The sequence below is a fragment of the Pseudomonas sp. PHC1 genome (assembly GCF_046487845.1).
Taxonomy (GTDB): Bacteria; Pseudomonadota; Gammaproteobacteria; order Pseudomonadales; family Pseudomonadaceae; genus Aquipseudomonas; species Aquipseudomonas sputi.
Window position 1 is genome coordinate 117,962 of record NZ_JBJXHJ010000009.1, and the last position, 17,565, is coordinate 135,526.

The 17,565-nt window shown below is 61.8% G+C and carries 11 protein-coding genes; 6 read left to right on the forward strand and 5 right to left on the reverse strand.

The window, feature by feature from the left end:
• Positions 1 to 131: 131 nt before the first annotated feature.
• Together smc and ACKJSM_RS14815 are read right to left on the reverse strand one after the other, a co-directional pair.
• Complete coding sequence (gene smc, locus ACKJSM_RS14810; RefSeq protein ID WP_410238106.1) at positions 132 to 3,620, reverse strand: chromosome segregation protein SMC; 3,489 nt, start codon at positions 3,618 to 3,620, stop codon at positions 132 to 134.
• Between the two features lie 2 nt (positions 3,621 to 3,622).
• Positions 3,623 to 4,282 carry a GntR family transcriptional regulator gene (locus tag ACKJSM_RS14815; protein ID WP_007952019.1) on the reverse strand — a complete coding sequence of 220 codons (660 nt, stop codon included), beginning with the start codon at positions 4,280 to 4,282 and terminating at the stop codon, positions 3,623 to 3,625.
• 266 nt (positions 4,283 to 4,548) lie between these two features.
• Between ACKJSM_RS14815 and xdhA the strand changes: the two genes are divergently transcribed.
• From xdhA to guaD, 4 genes are read left to right on the forward strand one after another with little or no spacing between them, the layout of a single operon-like run.
• Complete coding sequence (xdhA, locus tag ACKJSM_RS14820; protein ID WP_410238107.1) at positions 4,549 to 6,003, forward strand: xanthine dehydrogenase small subunit; 1,455 nt, start codon at positions 4,549 to 4,551, stop codon at positions 6,001 to 6,003.
• Positions 5,996 to 8,389 (forward strand): xanthine dehydrogenase molybdopterin binding subunit, encoded by a 2,394-nt coding sequence (xdhB, locus tag ACKJSM_RS14825; RefSeq protein WP_410238109.1) that lies wholly within the window; start codon positions 5,996 to 5,998, stop codon positions 8,387 to 8,389. Before xdhA ends, xdhB begins: the two co-directional genes overlap by 8 nt.
• Positions 8,390 to 8,419: 30 nt before the next feature.
• A complete protein-coding gene (gene xdhC, locus ACKJSM_RS14830; protein WP_410238110.1) occupies positions 8,420 to 9,277 on the forward strand; it encodes a xanthine dehydrogenase accessory protein XdhC in 858 nt (285 codons plus the stop codon).
• Positions 9,278 to 9,290: 13 nt separating this feature from the next.
• Positions 9,291 to 10,595, forward strand: coding sequence for a guanine deaminase (gene guaD / locus ACKJSM_RS14835; protein WP_236181975.1), 1,305 nt, complete (start codon positions 9,291 to 9,293; stop codon positions 10,593 to 10,595).
• 144 nt (positions 10,596 to 10,739) lie between these two features.
• On the opposite strand, the gene ACKJSM_RS14840 is transcribed toward guaD, so the two are convergent.
• Positions 10,740 to 11,504 (reverse strand): GntR family transcriptional regulator, encoded by a 765-nt coding sequence (locus ACKJSM_RS14840; RefSeq protein ID WP_007952027.1) that lies wholly within the window; start codon positions 11,502 to 11,504, stop codon positions 10,740 to 10,742.
• A gap of 224 nt (positions 11,505 to 11,728) precedes the next feature.
• Between ACKJSM_RS14840 and ACKJSM_RS14845 the strand changes: the two genes are divergently transcribed.
• Complete coding sequence (locus ACKJSM_RS14845; protein ID WP_039770013.1) at positions 11,729 to 12,919, forward strand: benzoate/H(+) symporter BenE family transporter; 1,191 nt, start codon at positions 11,729 to 11,731, stop codon at positions 12,917 to 12,919.
• A gap of 61 nt (positions 12,920 to 12,980) precedes the next feature.
• Here ACKJSM_RS14845 and ACKJSM_RS14850 read toward each other — a convergent pair whose 3' ends face one another.
• A complete protein-coding gene (locus ACKJSM_RS14850) occupies positions 12,981 to 13,325 on the reverse strand; it encodes a YggL family protein (RefSeq protein WP_039770011.1) in 345 nt (114 codons plus the stop codon).
• 234 nt (positions 13,326 to 13,559) lie between these two features.
• Here ACKJSM_RS14850 and dacB point away from each other — a divergent pair, with 234 nt between their 5' ends.
• Complete coding sequence (gene dacB, locus ACKJSM_RS14855) at positions 13,560 to 15,020, forward strand: D-alanyl-D-alanine carboxypeptidase/D-alanyl-D-alanine-endopeptidase (RefSeq protein WP_410238112.1); 1,461 nt, start codon at positions 13,560 to 13,562, stop codon at positions 15,018 to 15,020.
• A 130-nt stretch (positions 15,021 to 15,150) separates the two neighbouring features.
• Here the strand turns inward: dacB and ACKJSM_RS14860 are convergent, their stop codons facing one another.
• Complete coding sequence (locus ACKJSM_RS14860) at positions 15,151 to 17,535, reverse strand: diguanylate cyclase (RefSeq protein ID WP_410238114.1); 2,385 nt, start codon at positions 17,533 to 17,535, stop codon at positions 15,151 to 15,153.
• Positions 17,536 to 17,565 lie beyond the last annotated feature (30 nt).

Here is a 17,565-nt window from a genome sequence, read left to right on the forward strand (position 1 = left end):
AAACTAGCACGACCAAAGACAACTTTACACCGTCTGTCTCATTGGCTTGCGCGATTATGTCGATTGGCCAGCAAGTCGAAGGCGGTAAATATGTCCTACAGACTACAAATACCTTTTCCGACAGCGCCGACTCAGGCATCCACCATCGCCATCGCCTCCTCGACATCCACGGCTACCAGTCGCGAACAACCCGGCTCATGCATCGTCACGCCCATCAACTGGTCAGCCATTTCCATGGCGATCTTGTTGTGGGTGATATAGATGAACTGCACGGTCTGCGACATCTCTTTGACCAATCGTGCGTAGCGTCCAACGTTAGCGTCATCCAGTGGCGCGTCAACTTCATCGAGCATGCAGAACGGCGCCGGATTCAACTTGAAGATCGCAAATACCAGTGCCAGCGCGGTCAGAGCTTTCTCGCCACCAGAGAGCAAATGGATAGTGCTGTTCTTCTTTCCGGGCGGCTGCGCCATGATCGTCACCCCTGTATCGAGTAGATCTTCGCCCGTCAGTTCCAAATACGCCCGCCCGCCACCGAAAACTTTTGGGAAAAGTGCCTGTAAACCGCCATTGATCTGATCAAAGGTATCTTTGAAACGGTTACGGGTTTCCTTGTCGATCTTGCGGATGACGTTTTCCAGGGTCTCCAGCGCTTCCACCAGATCGGCGTCCTGCGCATCCAGATAACGTTTACGCTCGGATTGTTGCTGGTATTCGTCGATCGCCGCGAGGTTGATCGCGCCCAGGCGCTGAATCCGCGCGGCGATGCGTTCAAGTTCTTCTTCGGCGGCCTTCTCGCTGGCCTCGGCGGTCAGAGTATTGAGCACGCCGTGCAGATCGTAGCCGTCTTCCAGCAGTTGATCCTGCAGGGCCTTGCGGCGCACGGTCAGAGCTTGCCACTCCATGCGCTGCTGTTCGAGCTGACCCCGGATCAATTGCGATTGCTGCTCGGCCTGGGTCCGGCGTTTTTCCGCGTCGCGCAGTTCGCGGTCGGCGTCTTCCAGCGCGATCTGTGCGGTCTTGAGTTCGTCGTCGACGCTCATGCGCTTGTCGAGCAACTCTTCAAGTTTGAGGCGCAGTTCTTCCAGCGGCGCCTCACCCTCCTCCAGATTCAGGCTGAGCTGTTCACGTTTTTCGGTGAGACGCTCGGCCTGCATTTCCAGACGCTCAAGGGCCTGACGGGTCGAATCATGTTGTGCCCGCAGTGAGCCAAGGCGCACGGCCAATTGATGGGCGTGATCCTTGTGCTGGCGGGCTTCCTGACGCACCCGATCCAGCCGCTCGCGCAGGCTGTCACGCTGGGCCAGCAGCAATTCGCGCTGTTCGGTGTCGAGGGCCATGGCGTCGAGGGCGTCCTGCAACTGGATCCGTGCCTCGCCGATGTTTTCGTGTTCCAGTTCGCGCTGCTCGGCGAGCTCGACCAGTTCTTCATCGAGGCGGGTACGACGCAGGTTCAACTGCTCGGCCTTGGCCTTGCCGGCGGACAACTGGGCTTTCAATTCGCCTTGCTGACGGGCTTCGTCTTGCAGCAAGCGACGCAAATGTTCGCGACCGTTTTCCTGCTGACGCTGTTGTGCGCGCAGGGTTTGCAAACGGGTTTCCATGGCCTCGACCGTGGCTTCGCGCTCTTCGCGTTCCGCATGCAGCGATTCGATTTCCTGGCCGCGGGCGAGCATGCCGCTCTCGGCTTCGCTGGCGCGGCGCACCCGCAGAAAGTGCCGACCGACCCAGTAACCGTCACGGCTGATCAGACTCTGCCCGGCCGCGAGCTGGCCGCGCAGGGCCAGCGCCTGTTCAAGGCTGTCGACCGGTTTGACCTGAGCGAGCCAGGGCGACAGATCGACCTGCGCCTCGACCTTGTCCAGCAGACTGCCGGCCACGCGCACGCCGTCACTGCCGGGACTGAGCAAACGCAGATCGCCCTGAGTAAAACCGGACAGATCGAAGCCGTCGAAATCATCCACCAGCACCGCTTGCAGATCGGCGCCAAGCACGGTTTCCACCGCCAGTTCCCAACCCGCCTCGACTTTCAGGCCTTCGGCCAGACGCGGACGCTCGGCGAGGTGGTGTTCTTTCAGCCACTCAGCAGTGCCGGTGCCCGGATCGAGCGCCGCCTGCTGCAAGGCTTCCAGCGATGCGAGGCGACCATTGAGGCGCTGCAAATCGCCCTGCGCCTGTTGTTGCGCAGTCAATGCCTGCTGCAATTCCTGGCGCAGTTGTTCAAGTTTTTCGACCTGGGCTTCTTCGCTGGTCTGCAAATCTTCAAGGGTCGCTTCGGACTCGGCGAGCTGTTCGCTGAGCTCCATGATCGCCGCGTCTTCCGGATCGGCCGAGAGCAGCGCGCGCTCTTCGCCTAGACGCTTTTGCCGATCAGCCAGACGCTCCATGCTGGTTTCCAACTGCTGGATGCGCGATTGCTGCACTTCGGCCTGACGACGGGGTTCGGCGGAGGTCAGGTTGAAGGCGTCCCACTGCTCCTGCCAGCCGTGCATGACGGCTTCGGAATCCTCCAGCGCAGCGGCGGCTTCTTCGGCGGCGGCGTTGGTGATTTCCTGCTCGGGGGTCAGTTGATCGAGTTCTTCGCCGAGGGTCAGCAGCAAGGTGCGGTCGTGGCCCAGGTGCGATTCGGTTTCGAGGCGTGCGCGCTCGGCTTCTTTCAGGTCGTCCTGCAATTGGCGCAAGCGCTGCTGGCCGTGCTGGATGCTCTGCTCGACGCGGGCGATGTCGCCGCCAACCGAATAGAAGCGCCCCTGCACCAGATTGAAGCGCTCGGACAGGTCATGGTGACCGTCGCGCAGGCGTTCAATCGCTGCGTCGGCGTTGCGTTGTTCGGCGACCAGCGCTTCGAAGCTGATTTCCTGGTTGCCGATGATCGATTCGCGCTGACCGACCTGATCGTTCAGATCCTGCCAGCGCAGGGCCGACAGTTGCGCCTTGAGCTGGCGTTCTTCGGCCTTGTATTCCTGATATTTCTTGGCGGCTTCGGCCTGCCGGTGCAAGCGTTCAAGCTGACGTTCAAGCTCTTCGCGCAGGTCGGTCAGGCGGGCCAGGTTTTCGTGAGTACGGCGGATACGGTTTTCGGTCTCGCGCCGACGCTCCTTGTACTTGGAAATGCCGGCAGCTTCTTCGATGAAGTTACGCAGGTCTTCCGGCTTGGACTCGATCAGCTTGGAGATCATCCCCTGCTCGATGATCGAGTAGCTGCGCGGGCCGAGGCCGGTGCCGAGGAAGATGTCGGTGATGTCGCGACGACGGCATTTGGCGCCGTTGAGGTAATAAGTCGTCTGGCTGTCGCGGGTCACTTTGCGGCGAATGGAAATTTCCGCGTAGGCCGCCCACTCGCCCAGCAGCGTGCCGTCGGAATTGTCGAACACCAGTTCGATGCTCGCCTGGCTCACCGGTTTGCGGCTGGTCGAGCCGTTGAAGATGACGTCGGTCATCGACTCGCCGCGCAGGTTCTTGGCCGAGCTTTCGCCCATCACCCAGCGCACGGCATCGATGATGTTCGACTTGCCGCAACCGTTCGGCCCGACGACCGCCGCCATGTTGCTGGGGAAGTTCACTGTGGTCGGGTCGACGAAGGACTTGAACCCCGCCAGCTTGATGCACTTGAGCCGCAAGGTCAGGCAACCGTCAGGGCGGACACCACCAGATCGCAGCTGCGCTGGGCGTAAGCCGTCAGCACGATGCGGATCTGCGGCAGGTCACGGGCGAGGACGGCGGCGAGCAAGCGTTCGAACAGTTCGAGGAACTCGCTCATCTCGGCCTTGCGCTGTTCCAGCGCGAGGAAATACGCACGGCTCATGGCCGGTTGCAGGTTCTCGACGGTTTCCTGCAGGTACGGGTTGTTGGCGAACGGATACGCGGCACGCATCACGTTGAAGCTGTCGTCGACGAAGGTGCGGATGTCCTGACGCTCGTAGCTGGCGGTCAGGCGCTGCTGGATCTGCACGAACGGCGCCATGTCGGACTGGACTTGCCAGCCATTTGCCACTGCGTTGCCGAGCAGGATGTACAGCTCGCTCATCAGCGTGCACAGGCTCTGCACTTTGTGTGCCGTCAGCTCAGTGACGTGGGCGCCGCGGCGCGGCAGGATCGCGATCAGGTGACGGCGCTCGAGGATCAGCAAGGCTTCGCGGACCGAGCCGCGGCTGACGTTCAGCGCCAGCGTGACCTTCTGTTCCTGGATGCGCTCTCCCGGCTTCATTTCGCCGCGAATGATCCGTTCGGCGAGGTGGTGAGCGATTTGCTCGGCGAGGCTGTCCGGCGCCTTGAACGTCATGGTTGTCCTTCAAACTCTTCGATCTGCACAAGCGGCGCAGTGTAGCGCAATGCGCGGTCATGGCGGAGTGCCCGCACAGCGGTTTTTGGCACGAATCCCGCAAAAAAGCGCTTGATCCAATGAGGGTCAATACTGAAGAGACACGTGGTTGAGCGACAAAACGGTTTTTCCTGACCTTTAAGTCAGAAAACCATTGACCGAAAAGTCAGACCTGCTAAATTCGGCTCAAGTCGCTCAACAACAATAATGAGTCTGCGAGGCCTTCCGTGATCCAGTTTTTACTTAACCAGGAACTCCGTAGCGAGCACGCCCTGGACCCGAACCTGACTGCGCTCAACTACCTGCGTGAACATGTGGGTAAATCCGGCACCAAAGAAGGCTGCGCCAGCGGTGACTGCGGCGCCTGTACGGTGGTGGTCGGCGAGTTGCAGACGGATGACGATGGCCGCGAGCACATTCGCTATCGCAGCCTCAACTCGTGCCTGACGTTCGTGTCGTCGCTGCACGGCAAACAATTGATCAGCGTCGAAGACCTCAAGCACAAGGGCGAACTGCACAGCGTGCAGAAAGCCATGGTCGAGTGCCACGGCTCGCAGTGCGGTTTCTGCACCCCCGGTTTCGTGATGTCGCTGTTCGCCCTGCAAAAGAACAGTGATGCACCGGATCAGGCCAAGGCCCACGAAGCACTGGCCGGCAACCTCTGCCGCTGCACCGGCTACCGGCCGATCCTGGCCGCCGCCGAGCAATCCTGTTGCGCCAAGCAACCGGACCAGTTCGACGCCCGGGAAGCGGAAACCATCGCCCGCCTCAAAGCCATTGCCCCGACGTCGATCGGCGAACTCAACAGCGGCGACAAGCGCTGCCTGGTGCCGCTGACCGTGGCCGATCTGGCCGACCTCTACGATGCTTATCCACAGGCCCGCCTGCTGGCCGGCGGCACCGATCTGGCGCTGGAGGTCACGCAGTTTCACCGCACCCTGCCGGTGATGATCTACGTCGGCAACGTCGCCGAAATGAAGCGCATCGAGCACTTCGATGATCGCATTGAAATCGGCGCCGCCACCGCCCTCTCCGACTGCTACGAAGCACTGAACGCCGAGTACCCGGACTTCGGCGAGTTGCTGCACCGCTTCGCCTCCCTGCAGATCCGCAATCAGGGGACTTTGGGCGGCAACATCGGCAACGCCTCGCCAATCGGCGACTCGCCGCCCCTGCTGATCGCCCTCGGCGCGCAGATCGTGCTGTGCAAGGGCGAGACCCGCCGCACGCTGGCGCTCGAGGATTACTTCATCGATTACCGGGTCACCGCGCGTCAGGAAAGCGAGTTCATCGAGAAAATCATCGTGCCTCGCGCCACGGCTGAGCAGCGCTTCCGCGCCTACAAAGTCTCCAAGCGTCTGGACGACGACATCTCCGCCGTCTGCGCCGCGTTCAACCTGCGTGTCGAAAACGGTGTGATCACCGACGCCCGCGTCGCCTTCGGCGGCATGGCCGCGATCCCGAAACGCGCCGCTCACTGTGAAGCCGTGCTGCTCGGTCAGCCGTTCGACAACGCTGTGACCGAACGTGCCTGCACCGCGCTGGGCGAGGATTTCACCCCGCTCTCGGACTTCCGCGCCAGCAAGGAATACCGCCTGCTCAGCGCGCAGAACCTGCTGCGCAAATACTTCATCGAACTGCAAACACCGCACATCGAGACTCGGGTGACCGCTTATGTCTAACCATCACGGCGTAGAGAAAACGCAAGCTGAACTGGCCGAACTGTTCGCCAAAGACCTGACCACCGGCGTCGGTCGCAGCGTCAAGCACGACAGCGCCGCCAAGCATGTGTCCGGTGAAGCGCAATACATCGATGACCGCCTGGAATTCCCCAACCAGTTGCACGTTTACGCGCGGCTGTCGGATCGCGCCCACGCGAAAATCATCAGCATCGACACCCAGCCTTGCTACGCCTTCGAAGGCGTGCGCATCGCCATCACCCACGAAGACGTGCCGGGCCTGAAAGACATCGGTCCGTTGCTGCCGGGCGACCCGCTGCTGGCCATCGACGACGTGCAGTTCGTCGGTCAACCGGTGCTGGCCGTGGCTGCGAAAGATCTGGAAACCGCACGCAAGGCCGCCATGGCCGCGATCATCGAATACGAAGATCTGGAACCGGTGCTGGACGTGGTCGAAGCCCTGCGCAAACGCCATTTCGTGCTCGACAGCCACACCCATCAGCGCGGCGATTCGGCCAACGCATTGGCCACGGCCGAACATCGCATTCAAGGCACGCTGCACATCGGCGGCCAGGAACACTTCTATCTGGAGACCCAGATCTCCTCGGTGATGCCCACCGAAGACGGCGGCATGATCGTCTACTGCTCGACGCAAAACCCCACCGAAGTGCAGAAACTGGTGGCCGAAGTTCTCGACGTGTCGATGAACAAGATCGTGGTCGACATGCGCCGCATGGGCGGTGGTTTCGGCGGCAAGGAAACCCAGGCCGCGAGCCCGGCGTGCCTGTGTGCGGTGATCGCGCACCTCACCGGACAGCCGACCAAGATGCGTCTGCCACGGGTCGAAGACATGCTGATGACCGGCAAGCGTCACCCGTTCTACGTCGAATACGACGTCGGCTTCGACAGCACCGGGCGCCTGCACGGGATTGCGATGGATCTGGCCGGCAACTGCGGCTGCTCGCCTGATCTGTCGGCCTCGATTGTCGACCGGGCGATGTTCCACTCGGACAACTCGTACTACCTGGGTGACGCGACCATCAACGGTCACCGCTGCAAGACCAACACCGCGTCGAACACCGCGTACCGTGGCTTCGGCGGCCCGCAAGGGATGGTCGCGATTGAAGAAGTGATGGACGCCATCGCCCGTCACCTGAACCTCGATCCGCTGGCCGTGCGCAAGGCCAACTACTACGGCAAGACCGAGCGCAACGTCACCCATTACTACCAGACCGTCGAGCACAACATGCTCGAGGAAATGACCGCTGAACTGGAAGAAAGCAGCCAGTACGCCGAGCGCCGCGAAGCGATCCGTCGCTACAACGCCAACAGTCCGATCCTGAAAAAAGGCCTGGCGCTGACTCCGGTGAAATTCGGCATTTCGTTCACTGCCAGCTTCCTCAACCAGGCCGGCGCGCTGGTGCACGTCTACACCGACGGCAGCATCCACCTGAACCATGGCGGCACGGAGATGGGCCAGGGCCTGAACACCAAAGTCGCGCAGGTCGTGGCCGAAGTGTTCCAGGTGGAAATGGACCGCGTGCAGATCACCGCGACCAACACCGACAAGGTGCCGAACACCTCGCCGACGGCAGCCTCCAGCGGTGCCGACCTGAACGGTAAAGCCGCACAGAATGCCGCCGAGACCATCAAGCAGCGCCTCGTCGAATTCGCCGCCCGGCACTACAAGGTCAGCGAAGAAGACGTGGAGTTCCACAACGGCCACGTACGCGTTCGCGACCACATCCTGACCTTTGAAGCGCTGATCCAACTGGCGTATTTCAATCAGGTGTCGCTGTCGAGCACCGGGTTCTACAAGACCCCGAAAATCTACTACGACCGCAGTCAGGCCCGTGGTCGGCCGTTCTACTACTTCGCCTTCGGCGCGGCGTGTTGCGAAGTGATCGTCGACACCCTGACCGGTGAATACAAGATGCTGCGCACCGACATCCTCCACGACGTCGGCGCCTCGCTGAACCCGGCCATCGACATCGGCCAGGTCGAGGGCGGTTTCGTCCAGGGCATGGGGTGGCTGACCATGGAAGAACTGGTGTGGAACAACAAGGGCAAGCTGATGACCAACGGCCCGGCCAGCTACAAGATCCCGGCCGTGGCGGACATGCCGCTGGACCTGCGGGTGAAACTGGTGGAAAACCGCAAGAACCCGGAAGACACGGTGTTCCACTCCAAGGCCGTGGGTGAACCGCCGTTCATGCTCGGCATCGCCGCGTGGTGCGCGATCAAGGACGCGGTGGCCAGCCTCGGCGATTACAGGCATCAGCCGAAGATCGACGCGCCGGCGACCCCGGAGCGGGTGTTGTGGGGCTGCGAACAGATGCGCCAGCTCAAGGCGGTGAAAGCCGTCGAGGCTGAAACCGAGGTTGTTTGATGATCGTTCCCACGATCTGAGAGGTGAGATATGTACAACTGGATCGACGCCCTCGCCGACCTGCAGAACCAGGGCGAACCCTGCGTTCTGGTGACGATCATCGAAGAGCTCGGCTCGACGCCGCGCAATGCCGGTTCGAAAATGGTCGTCAGCGCCCGCCAGACCTTCGACACCATCGGTGGCGGGCACCTGGAATACAAAGCCATGCAGATCGCCCGCGAGATGCTCGCCAGCGGCAGGCAGGACACCCATCTGGAGCGCTTCAGCCTCGGCGCCAGTCTGGGCCAGTGCTGCGGCGGCGCCACGGTGCTGCTGTTCGAACCGATGGGCCAGGTGCAGGCGCAGATCGCGGTGTTCGGCGCCGGTCATGTCGGCCGTGCGCTGGTACCCTTGCTCGCCAGCCTGCCCTGCCGGGTGCGCTGGATCGATTCCCGGGAAGAGGAATTCCCCGAGCAGATTCCCCAGGGCGTGCGCAAGATCGTCGCCGAGGAACCGGTGGATGAAATCGACGACCTGCCCGCCGGCAGCTACTGCATCGTCATGACCCACAACCACCAACTGGATCTGGAACTCACCGCCGCGATCCTCAAGCGCAATGACTTCACCTGGTTCGGCCTGATCGGCTCGAAAACCAAACGGGCGAAGTTCGAACACCGTTTGCGTGACCGTGGTTTCGACGCCAGCGTCGTGCAACGCATGCGCTGCCCGATGGGTATCGGCGAAGTCAAAGGCAAGTTGCCTGTGGAAATCGCTATCTCCATCGCCGGCGAAATCATCGCCACCTATAACGCCAATTTCGGCCAGCACAGCGCCAGCGCCGAACCGATTGCCAAACTGCTGCCGGTTTCACGCCGCAGTCAGGCCGCCACACTCAAAGCCTCAAACTGATTAGAGAACCCTCATGCCTCTGACTCGCAAAGCCTACCGCGCCGCCATCCTGCACAGCATCGCCGACCCTGCCGAGGTCGGCATCGAAGCCTCCTACGAGTATTTCGAGGACGGGCTTCTGGTGGTCGATGGCGGCAAGATCAGCGCCCTCGGCCACGCCAGCGAACTGCTGCCGACGCTGCCGGCAGACATCGAAATCACCCATCACAAGGATGCGCTGATCACTCCGGGCTTCATCGACACCCACATCCACCTGCCGCAGACCGGCATGGTCGGCGCCTACGGCGAGCAACTGCTGGACTGGCTGAACACCTACACCTTCCCGTGTGAAAGCCAGTTCGCCGACAAGGCCCACGCCGATGAAGTGGCGGACATTTTCATCAAGGAACTGCTGCGCAACGGCACCACCACCGCCCTGGTGTTCGGCAGCGTCCATCCGCAATCGGTGAACTCGTTCTTCGAAGCGGCCGAGAAGCTGGACCTGCGGATGATCGCCGGCAAAGTGATGATGGACCGCAACGCGCCGGACTACCTGACCGACACCCCGGAATCGAGCTACGTCGACAGCAAGGCGCTGATCGAGCGCTGGCACGGCAAGGGTCGTCTGCATTACGCCGTGACCCCGCGCTTCGCCCCGACCAGCACTCCGGAACAGCTTGCACTGGCGGGGCAGTTGCTCAGCGAATACCCGGATCTGTACATGCAGACCCACATCAGCGAAAACCTCAAGGAAGTCGAGTGGGTCAAAGAGCTGTTCCCGGAGCGCAAGGGTTACCTGGACGTCTACGACCACTATCAATTGCTCGGCGAGCGCTCGGTGTTCGCCCACGGCGTGCACCTGTGCGACGACGAATGCGCGCGCCTGGCAGAAACCGGTTCAGCGGTGGCGTTCTGCCCGACGTCGAACTTCTTCCTCGGCAGCGGCCTGTTCAATCTGCCGATGGCCGAGAAGCACAAACTGAATGTCGGCCTCGGCACTGACGTCGGCGGCGGCACCAGTTTCTCGCTGCTGCAGACCCTGAACGAAGCCTACAAGGTGATGCAGCTGCAAGGTGCGCGCCTGAGCCCGTTCAAGTCGCTGTACCTGGCCACCCTCGGCGGTGCGCGGGCGCTGCGTCTGGAAGACAGGATCGGCAACCTGCAACCGGGCTCCGACGCCGACTTCCTGGTGCTGGACTACAACGCCACCCCGCTGCTGAGCTACCGCTTGAAGCAGGCCAACAACATTGCCGAAACGCTGTTCGTGCTGATGACCCTGGGCGATGACCGCACCGTGGCTCAGACCTATGCGGCGGGTGCGCTGGTACATCAGCGCTGATTGATCGCTTGATCGCTCCCACGCTCTGCGTGGGAATGCAGCCCGTGACGCTCCGCGTCACCAGAGCGCGGGAACGCTCGGGCAGGCAAAAAAATCCCCCGGTACTTTGCAGTCCGGGGGATTTTTATTGCCTGCCGATTCGCCTCAGAGCTTGACCGCCGGCCGCCCCGGCTTCTTGGTCTGCAACAGGTGCGAGAACACGGCATGCAGGTCGTCCGACGCGCTTTCCTCGTCGAGGTTGAGCTTGCTGTCGATGTGATCCATGTGATGCATCATCAGGTCCACCGCCAGCTCGCCGTTGCGCGCTTCGATGGCGTCGATCAACTGGGTGTGCTCGTCATAGGAACAGTGCGAACGGTTGCCGCTTTCATACTGGGCAATGATCAGCGACGTCTGCGAAACTAGGCTGCGCTGGAAGCTGATCAACGGCGCGTTCTTCGCCGCTTCGGCGAGTTTCAGGTGGAATTCACCCGAGAGACGGATGCCGGCACCGCGATCGCCACGGGAGAAGCTGTCGCGCTCGTCGTTGACCATCTGGCGCAGTTCGGCGATCTGCTCGGCGGTGGCGTGCTGCACTGCCAGCTCGGTGATCGCGCGCTCCACCAGACGCCGGGCGAGGAACACCTGACGCGCCTCTTCGACGCTCGGGCTGGCCACTACCGCGCCACGGTTCGGCCGCAACAGCACCACGCCTTCATGGGCCAGACGCGAGAGCGCGCGGCGAATGATGGTGCGGCTGACCCCGAAAATTTCCCCCAGCGCTTCTTCGCTCAACTTGGTACCGGGCGCCAGGCGCTGCTCGAGGATGGCCTCGAAGATATGCGCATAGACAATATCGTCCTGGGTTCCGCTGCGGCCGGCTTTGCCTGCTCGCGGTTGTTTCTTGAGGGGTTGCAACTGTTCGTTCATGGGCACTCGAGTCGGGAAGAACGGCGGCGAATTGACCGTGACTGTAATACGGCACAGTGGGTCGCTGGCAAGTATCGCGTAAAAAACAGCGCGATTGTACACAATGGAAGGTGGCAACACGACTGTACGGCTGTTTGTGGCTTCGGCTGTATCGCAACGCTCCGTTACGTTTGAGTTTAGGCTTAAACCCGAAATCCGTGGTTTGAACAAGGAACGCCGCTGTCATGAACGAAATTACCCACACCCGACTGCGCCCGCTGGCGGACACATCGCCCTCCGCCATCGTCGCCGGGTTCATCGCGATGATGACCGGCTACACCAGTTCGCTGGTGCTGATGTTCCAGGCCGGGCAGGCGGCGGGCCTGACCAGCGGGCAGATTTCCTCGTGGATCTGGGCGATCTCCATCGGCATGGCGGTGTGTTCGATCGGCCTGTCGTTGCGCTATCGCACGCCGATTACCATCGCCTGGTCGACACCCGGCGCGGCGCTGTTGATCACCAGCCTGGGCGGCGTCACCTACGGCGAAGCCATCGGCGCCTACATCACCTGCGCGGTGCTGGTGACGATCTGCGGCCTGACCGGCAGTTTCGAACGGCTGGTGAAAAAGATCCCGGCCTCCCTCGCCGCCGCGTTGCTGGCGGGGATTCTGTTCAAGATCGGCAGCGAAATCTTCGTCGCCGCGCAACACCGCACCGGCCTGGTGCTGGGGATGTTCTTCACTTATCTCATCGTCAAACGCCTGTCGCCGCGTTATGCGGTGCTCGCCGCGCTGCTGATCGGTACTGCGCTTTCGGGCTTCATGGGGTTGCTGGACTTCAGCGGCTTTCATCTGGAAGTGGCAACACCGGTCTGGACCACGCCGCACTTTTCCCTGGCCGCGACCATCAGCATCGGCATCCCGCTGTTTGTTGTAGCGATGACCTCGCAAAACATGCCCGGCATCGCCGTACTGCGGGCCGACGGCTACAACGTCCCGGCCTCGCCGCTGATCACCGCCACCGGCATCGCGTCCTTGCTGCTGGCGCCGTTCGGTTCCCACGGCATCAACCTGGCGGCCATCAGCGCGGCGATCTGCACCGGGCCCCACGCCCATGAGGATCGCAACAAACGCTACACCGCTGCCGTGTGGTGCGGAATTTTCTACGGGATTGCCGGGGTGTTCGGCGCCACGCTGGCGGCGCTGTTTGCCGCGCTGCCCAAGGAACTGGTGCTGTCGATTGCCGCGCTGGCCCTGTTCGGCTCGATCATCAACGGCTTGAGCATCGCCATGACCGAAGTGAAGGAACGGGAAGCGGCGTTGATCACCTTCATGGTCACGGCGTCGGGGCTGACGCTGTTTTCCATCGGTTCGGCCTTCTGGGGGATTGTCGCGGGGGTGCTGACCTTGCTGATCCTCAACTGGCGCAAGGCCTGAGGCCTCATTAAAAAGCAGGCATAAAAAAACGGCGACCCTCAGGTCGCCGTTTTTTTCAGTATCACTTGGCCGCGTTGATCGGCTTTTCCGGATACCAGACGTCCAGCAGCGGGCTGATTTCAGTGCTGGTCAGCTCGGAGCGTGTTTTCAGCCAGGCTTCAACGGCAGCGCGCTGCTCTTCGGTGACCGAGCCACGCTTCTGCAGGCAAACCAGACCGAAGTCGTCGCCGCCGACATAGCCCAGACCGTTGGCTTCCATGGCTTCTTTGATGAATGCTTCAAGGAAAGCGTCAATGGCTTCTTCGGACAGGTCTTCTTTGAAGCCCAGGTTCAGTTCGAAACCCAGCTCTTGAAATTCATCGACGCACAGTTTTTTGCGCAGACGCTGGGAACGGTTAGTCGCCATTGGAACAATCCTCTTAAGTAATAACGGCCGGCACTTTACCAGTTTAAGCCGGCGATTGCCCGCCTATCCGGGACGTGCGTGCGACCGCCTGTAAAAAAATAACGGATTGGCGCCCTTGCGAAAGGCACAAGCTGTTACACCTTGGGGCATAATGCCGACACTTTCATGACCACTGAGGGCCTTTTCATCCATGTCCTCGTCTTTTTTCCCCTCGGCTGTAGGGTTTTATTTCATATGATCAAATCGTTGCGTCCTCTGCTCCTGGCCGGCCTTCTTCTGCCGCTGGCCCTGCCCGTCTCCGCTGCCACCCTCAACACCGCCCTGACTCCCAACGTCGAAAAAGCCCTCAAGGCCAGCAAACTGCAACCCACTGCCCTGTCGCTGGTGATGGTGCCGCTGGATGGTCCAGGCACGCCGACCGTGTACAACGCCGACGTGTCCGTCAACCCGGCCTCGACCATGAAGCTTGTGACCACTTACGCGGCGCTGGAAATGCTCGGCCCCAACCACCAGTGGAAAACCGAGTTCTACACCGACGGCGACCTGAACGGCGGGATCCTCAACGGCAACCTCTACCTCAAGGGCGGCGGCGATCCAAAGCTGAACATGGAAAAGCTCTGGCTGCTGATGCGCGACCTGCGCGCCAACGGCGTGACCCAGGTCACCGGTGATCTGGTGCTCGATCGCAGCTTCTTCGTGCAGCCGCAACTGCCGGAATTCAACGATGACGGCAACGACGAGAACAAACCGTTCCTGGTCAAGCCGGATTCACTGCTGGTCAACCTCAAGGCCCTGCGTTTCGTGGCCCGCAATGACAATGGCCGGGTGTTGATCTCGGTCGAACCGCCGATTGCCAGCATCAAGATCGAGAACACCGTCAAAGCGCTCAACTCCAAACAATGCACCGGCGGCGTGCGCTACAACCCGGTGCCGCAGGCCGATGGCAGCGTGACCGTGACCGTGGCCGGCCAGTTGGGCGAAGGCTGCAGCTCGCAGACGTATCTGTCGCTGCTCGACCACGCGACCTACACCGCCGGCGCCGTGAGGGCGATCTGGAAGGAACTGGGCGGCAGCATCCAGGGCAAGGATCGTCTGGCCCCGACCCCGAGCAGCGCCAAAGTGCTGGCCCGCGCCTTCTCGCCGGATCTGGCGGAAATCATCCGCGACATCAATAAATACAGTAACAACACCATGGCTCAGCAGCTGTTCCTGAGCCTGGGCCAGAAATTCCGCAACGACGCCGACGGCGATGACGCCAAAGCCGCGCAACGTGTGGTGCGTCAGTGGCTGGCGAAGAAAGGCATCACTGCGCCGCATCTGGTGATGGAAAACGGTTCCGGTCTGTCGCGCTCCGAGCGGGTCAGTGCCCGGGAAATGGCCAACATGCTGCAAGCGGCCTGGCGCAGCCCTTACGCTGCCGAGTACATCAGCTCGCTGCCGATTGCCGGCACCGACGGCACCATGCGCAAACGCCTGAAGACCACCGCGATGCGCGGCGAAGCCCACGTCAAGACCGGCACCCTGAACACCGTACGGGCGATTGCCGGCTTCAGCCGTGACGTCAACGGCAACACCTGGGCGGTGGTGGCGATCCTCAACGACAAGGCCCCGTTCGGCGCGTCGTCGGTGCTGGATCAGGTGCTGCTGGATCTCTATAAACAGCCGCGGACGCCGCAGACCGCTTCGGTTCTGTAACTCTGTAAATGATTGTTCCCACGTCAAACCGTCTGCGTGGGAACACAGCCCGTGGCGTTCTGTGTCACTCGACGCGGAGCGTCCCTAGAGGCGTTCCCACGCAGAGCGTGGGAACGATCATTCGAATGGCTCAGTTCATCTGCCGCTCGACCCGATCCCGCCCGCCCTGCTTCGCTGCGTAAACCCCGGAATCCGCCCGCAGCAACAGCGCGTCCGCGCCCTCCCCCGGTCGCCAGCTGGCGATGCCGAAACTGGCCGTCACCACCCCCACCACGTCGATCGGCGCACTGCGCAGGCTGTGCCATAACTCCTCGGCCAGCATGTAGGCGTGATCGCCGTCGATGTCCGGGCACAGCACCATGAACTCTTCGCCGCCCAACCGGCAGAACACGTCGGTACGCCGCAGACGATGGCCGATGCGTTCGCAGACCGCCTGCAACACGCGGTCGCCCACCGCGTGACCGTACTGATCGTTGATCCGTTTGAAGTGGTCGATGTCGAGCATGATCACCGACAACTCGCCACCGCCACGCTCGACCCGGGCCATCTCGGTGGTCAATCGCTCCTGGAAATAGCGGCGGTTGTGAATGCCGGTCAGGGAATCGGTCACCGACAGTGCGCGCAGTTCTTCTTCAACGCGCTTCAGGTCGGAGATGTCGGAAATATAACCGTGCCACAGCACCCCGCCGCCCGGCAGTTCCTCCGGGGTCGCCTCACCCCGAACCCAGCGCAGGCCGCGCTCGGGTAACTGCACACGATATTCCTCGCGCCACGGGCTGAGGTTGTCCGCCGAGGCGCGGATCGACTTGCGCACCCGGCTGACGTCCTGCGGATGAATGCGGGTGAAGATCGCTTCGGCATTGAGCAGCAGCACGTCCGGCTCCAGCTCGTAGATTTCGCGGATACCGTCGCTGGCGTAGATCACGCTGAAGCGTCCGTCGAACTCCATCTTGAATTGATAGATCCCACCGGGAACGTGGGCGCTGAGCTTCTTCAACAGCACGTCCCGCGCCGCCAGGGCTTCATGCACGCGCTTGCGTTCGGTGATATCGATGCAGATCGCCAGATGCCCGACCCACAGGCCCTGCTCGTCCAGCACCGGGGTGGCGAGCATGTTCACCGGCAGGTGGCTGCCGTCCTTGCGCACCAGTGTCCATTCCCGCGCCTCGTGCCCGCCGACTTCGCCGCCCTCGACCAGCATCGCCTGACAGGTCGGAATGGCCTTGCCATAACGGGCGCTGAGTTCCGCCGCGCGGGCCACCAGCTCCCGGGGAAAGTGCAGGTTTTCCAGGGTCATGTGACCGACCACTTCCTGGCTGCGGAAGCCGAGCATCTGCTCGGCACCAGGATTGAAGGTGTTGATCACGCCGCGCAGGTCGGTGGCGATAATTGCCACTTGGGTCGCCGCGTTGAGCACCCCGCGCAACTGGCCGTGGGTGCCGCGCAGTTCCTGTTCACGCTCATGCAGTTCCTGAGTGCGCAACTCGACCATGCGCAACGCGCGCTGGCGCTGACTGACCAGCACATAAAGCAGCGCGCTCAGCAGTACACTGAGTAATCCGCCCAGCACCACCACGCTGCCCACCGACGAATGGTTGGCCTGCATGAAGGCTTCGCTGGGCAGGATATCCACCTGATAGTCGTGATCGGCCATGCGCACCAGCCGGGTGGCCGACAAATCGCTCGACACCGGTTCATTGGTGGATTCGAACAGCACTTCATGCTGATCGTTGGTGGAGAGATCGAGAATACGTAACGACAGATAATCATGGAGTGCATCCGGCAGGCCGTCCGCCAGCAGCTGACGCATGCTGATGACAGCCATCACATAGCCATATGATCTGGACTCCCCTTCACGCAGCACCGGTGCCACCAACAATACGCCGCGTGCGTAAGCCGGCTCGATACCGACCAGATGCATCGGCTGCGACACTGTCAGGCCGCGAAGCTGGTCGGCACGCTCCAGGGTCGATCGGCGCAACGGTTGTGCCAGCAGGTCGTAACCCAGCAACGAGCCGAGCCGGCTCTGGGTCTGGCTGTACAACAACACCACGTATTCATCGCGGGCCGAGGCCAGTTGCAGCTCGCCGCGCGCATTGAGTTCGCGCACGCTGAAGGTGCTCAGGCCCTCGTCGCGCACCTTCTGCTCGAAAGCAGCGCGTTCGGCACCACTCACCCGCAGGGCAAACGAATAGGCCTGGGTGCGCAGCAATAAAGGATGGGTGTAGCCGTCGAATTCGGCGCGGGACACCGATTCGGAGTTGGCGAAGAACCGACGCAGGCCGTCGAGACGTTGCTCCTGATCCTGAAAACGTTCTTCGATGCGGCTGTAACGTTCGTTGGCCAGTAGCTGAAAGCGTTGGCGCAACTGGCTGTGAAACTGATTGTAGGTGCCCCAGGCAAGCAGCCCCGTGAGAATCCCGCCGGCGAGCAATACCAGCAGCGCGACCAGCCAGGCCGAGACGTCTTCGCTGATGAAACCCAATATCTTCGGGCGTACGGGGTGCAACGACATAAAAGCCACTCACTACGTCAGCAACTGCGG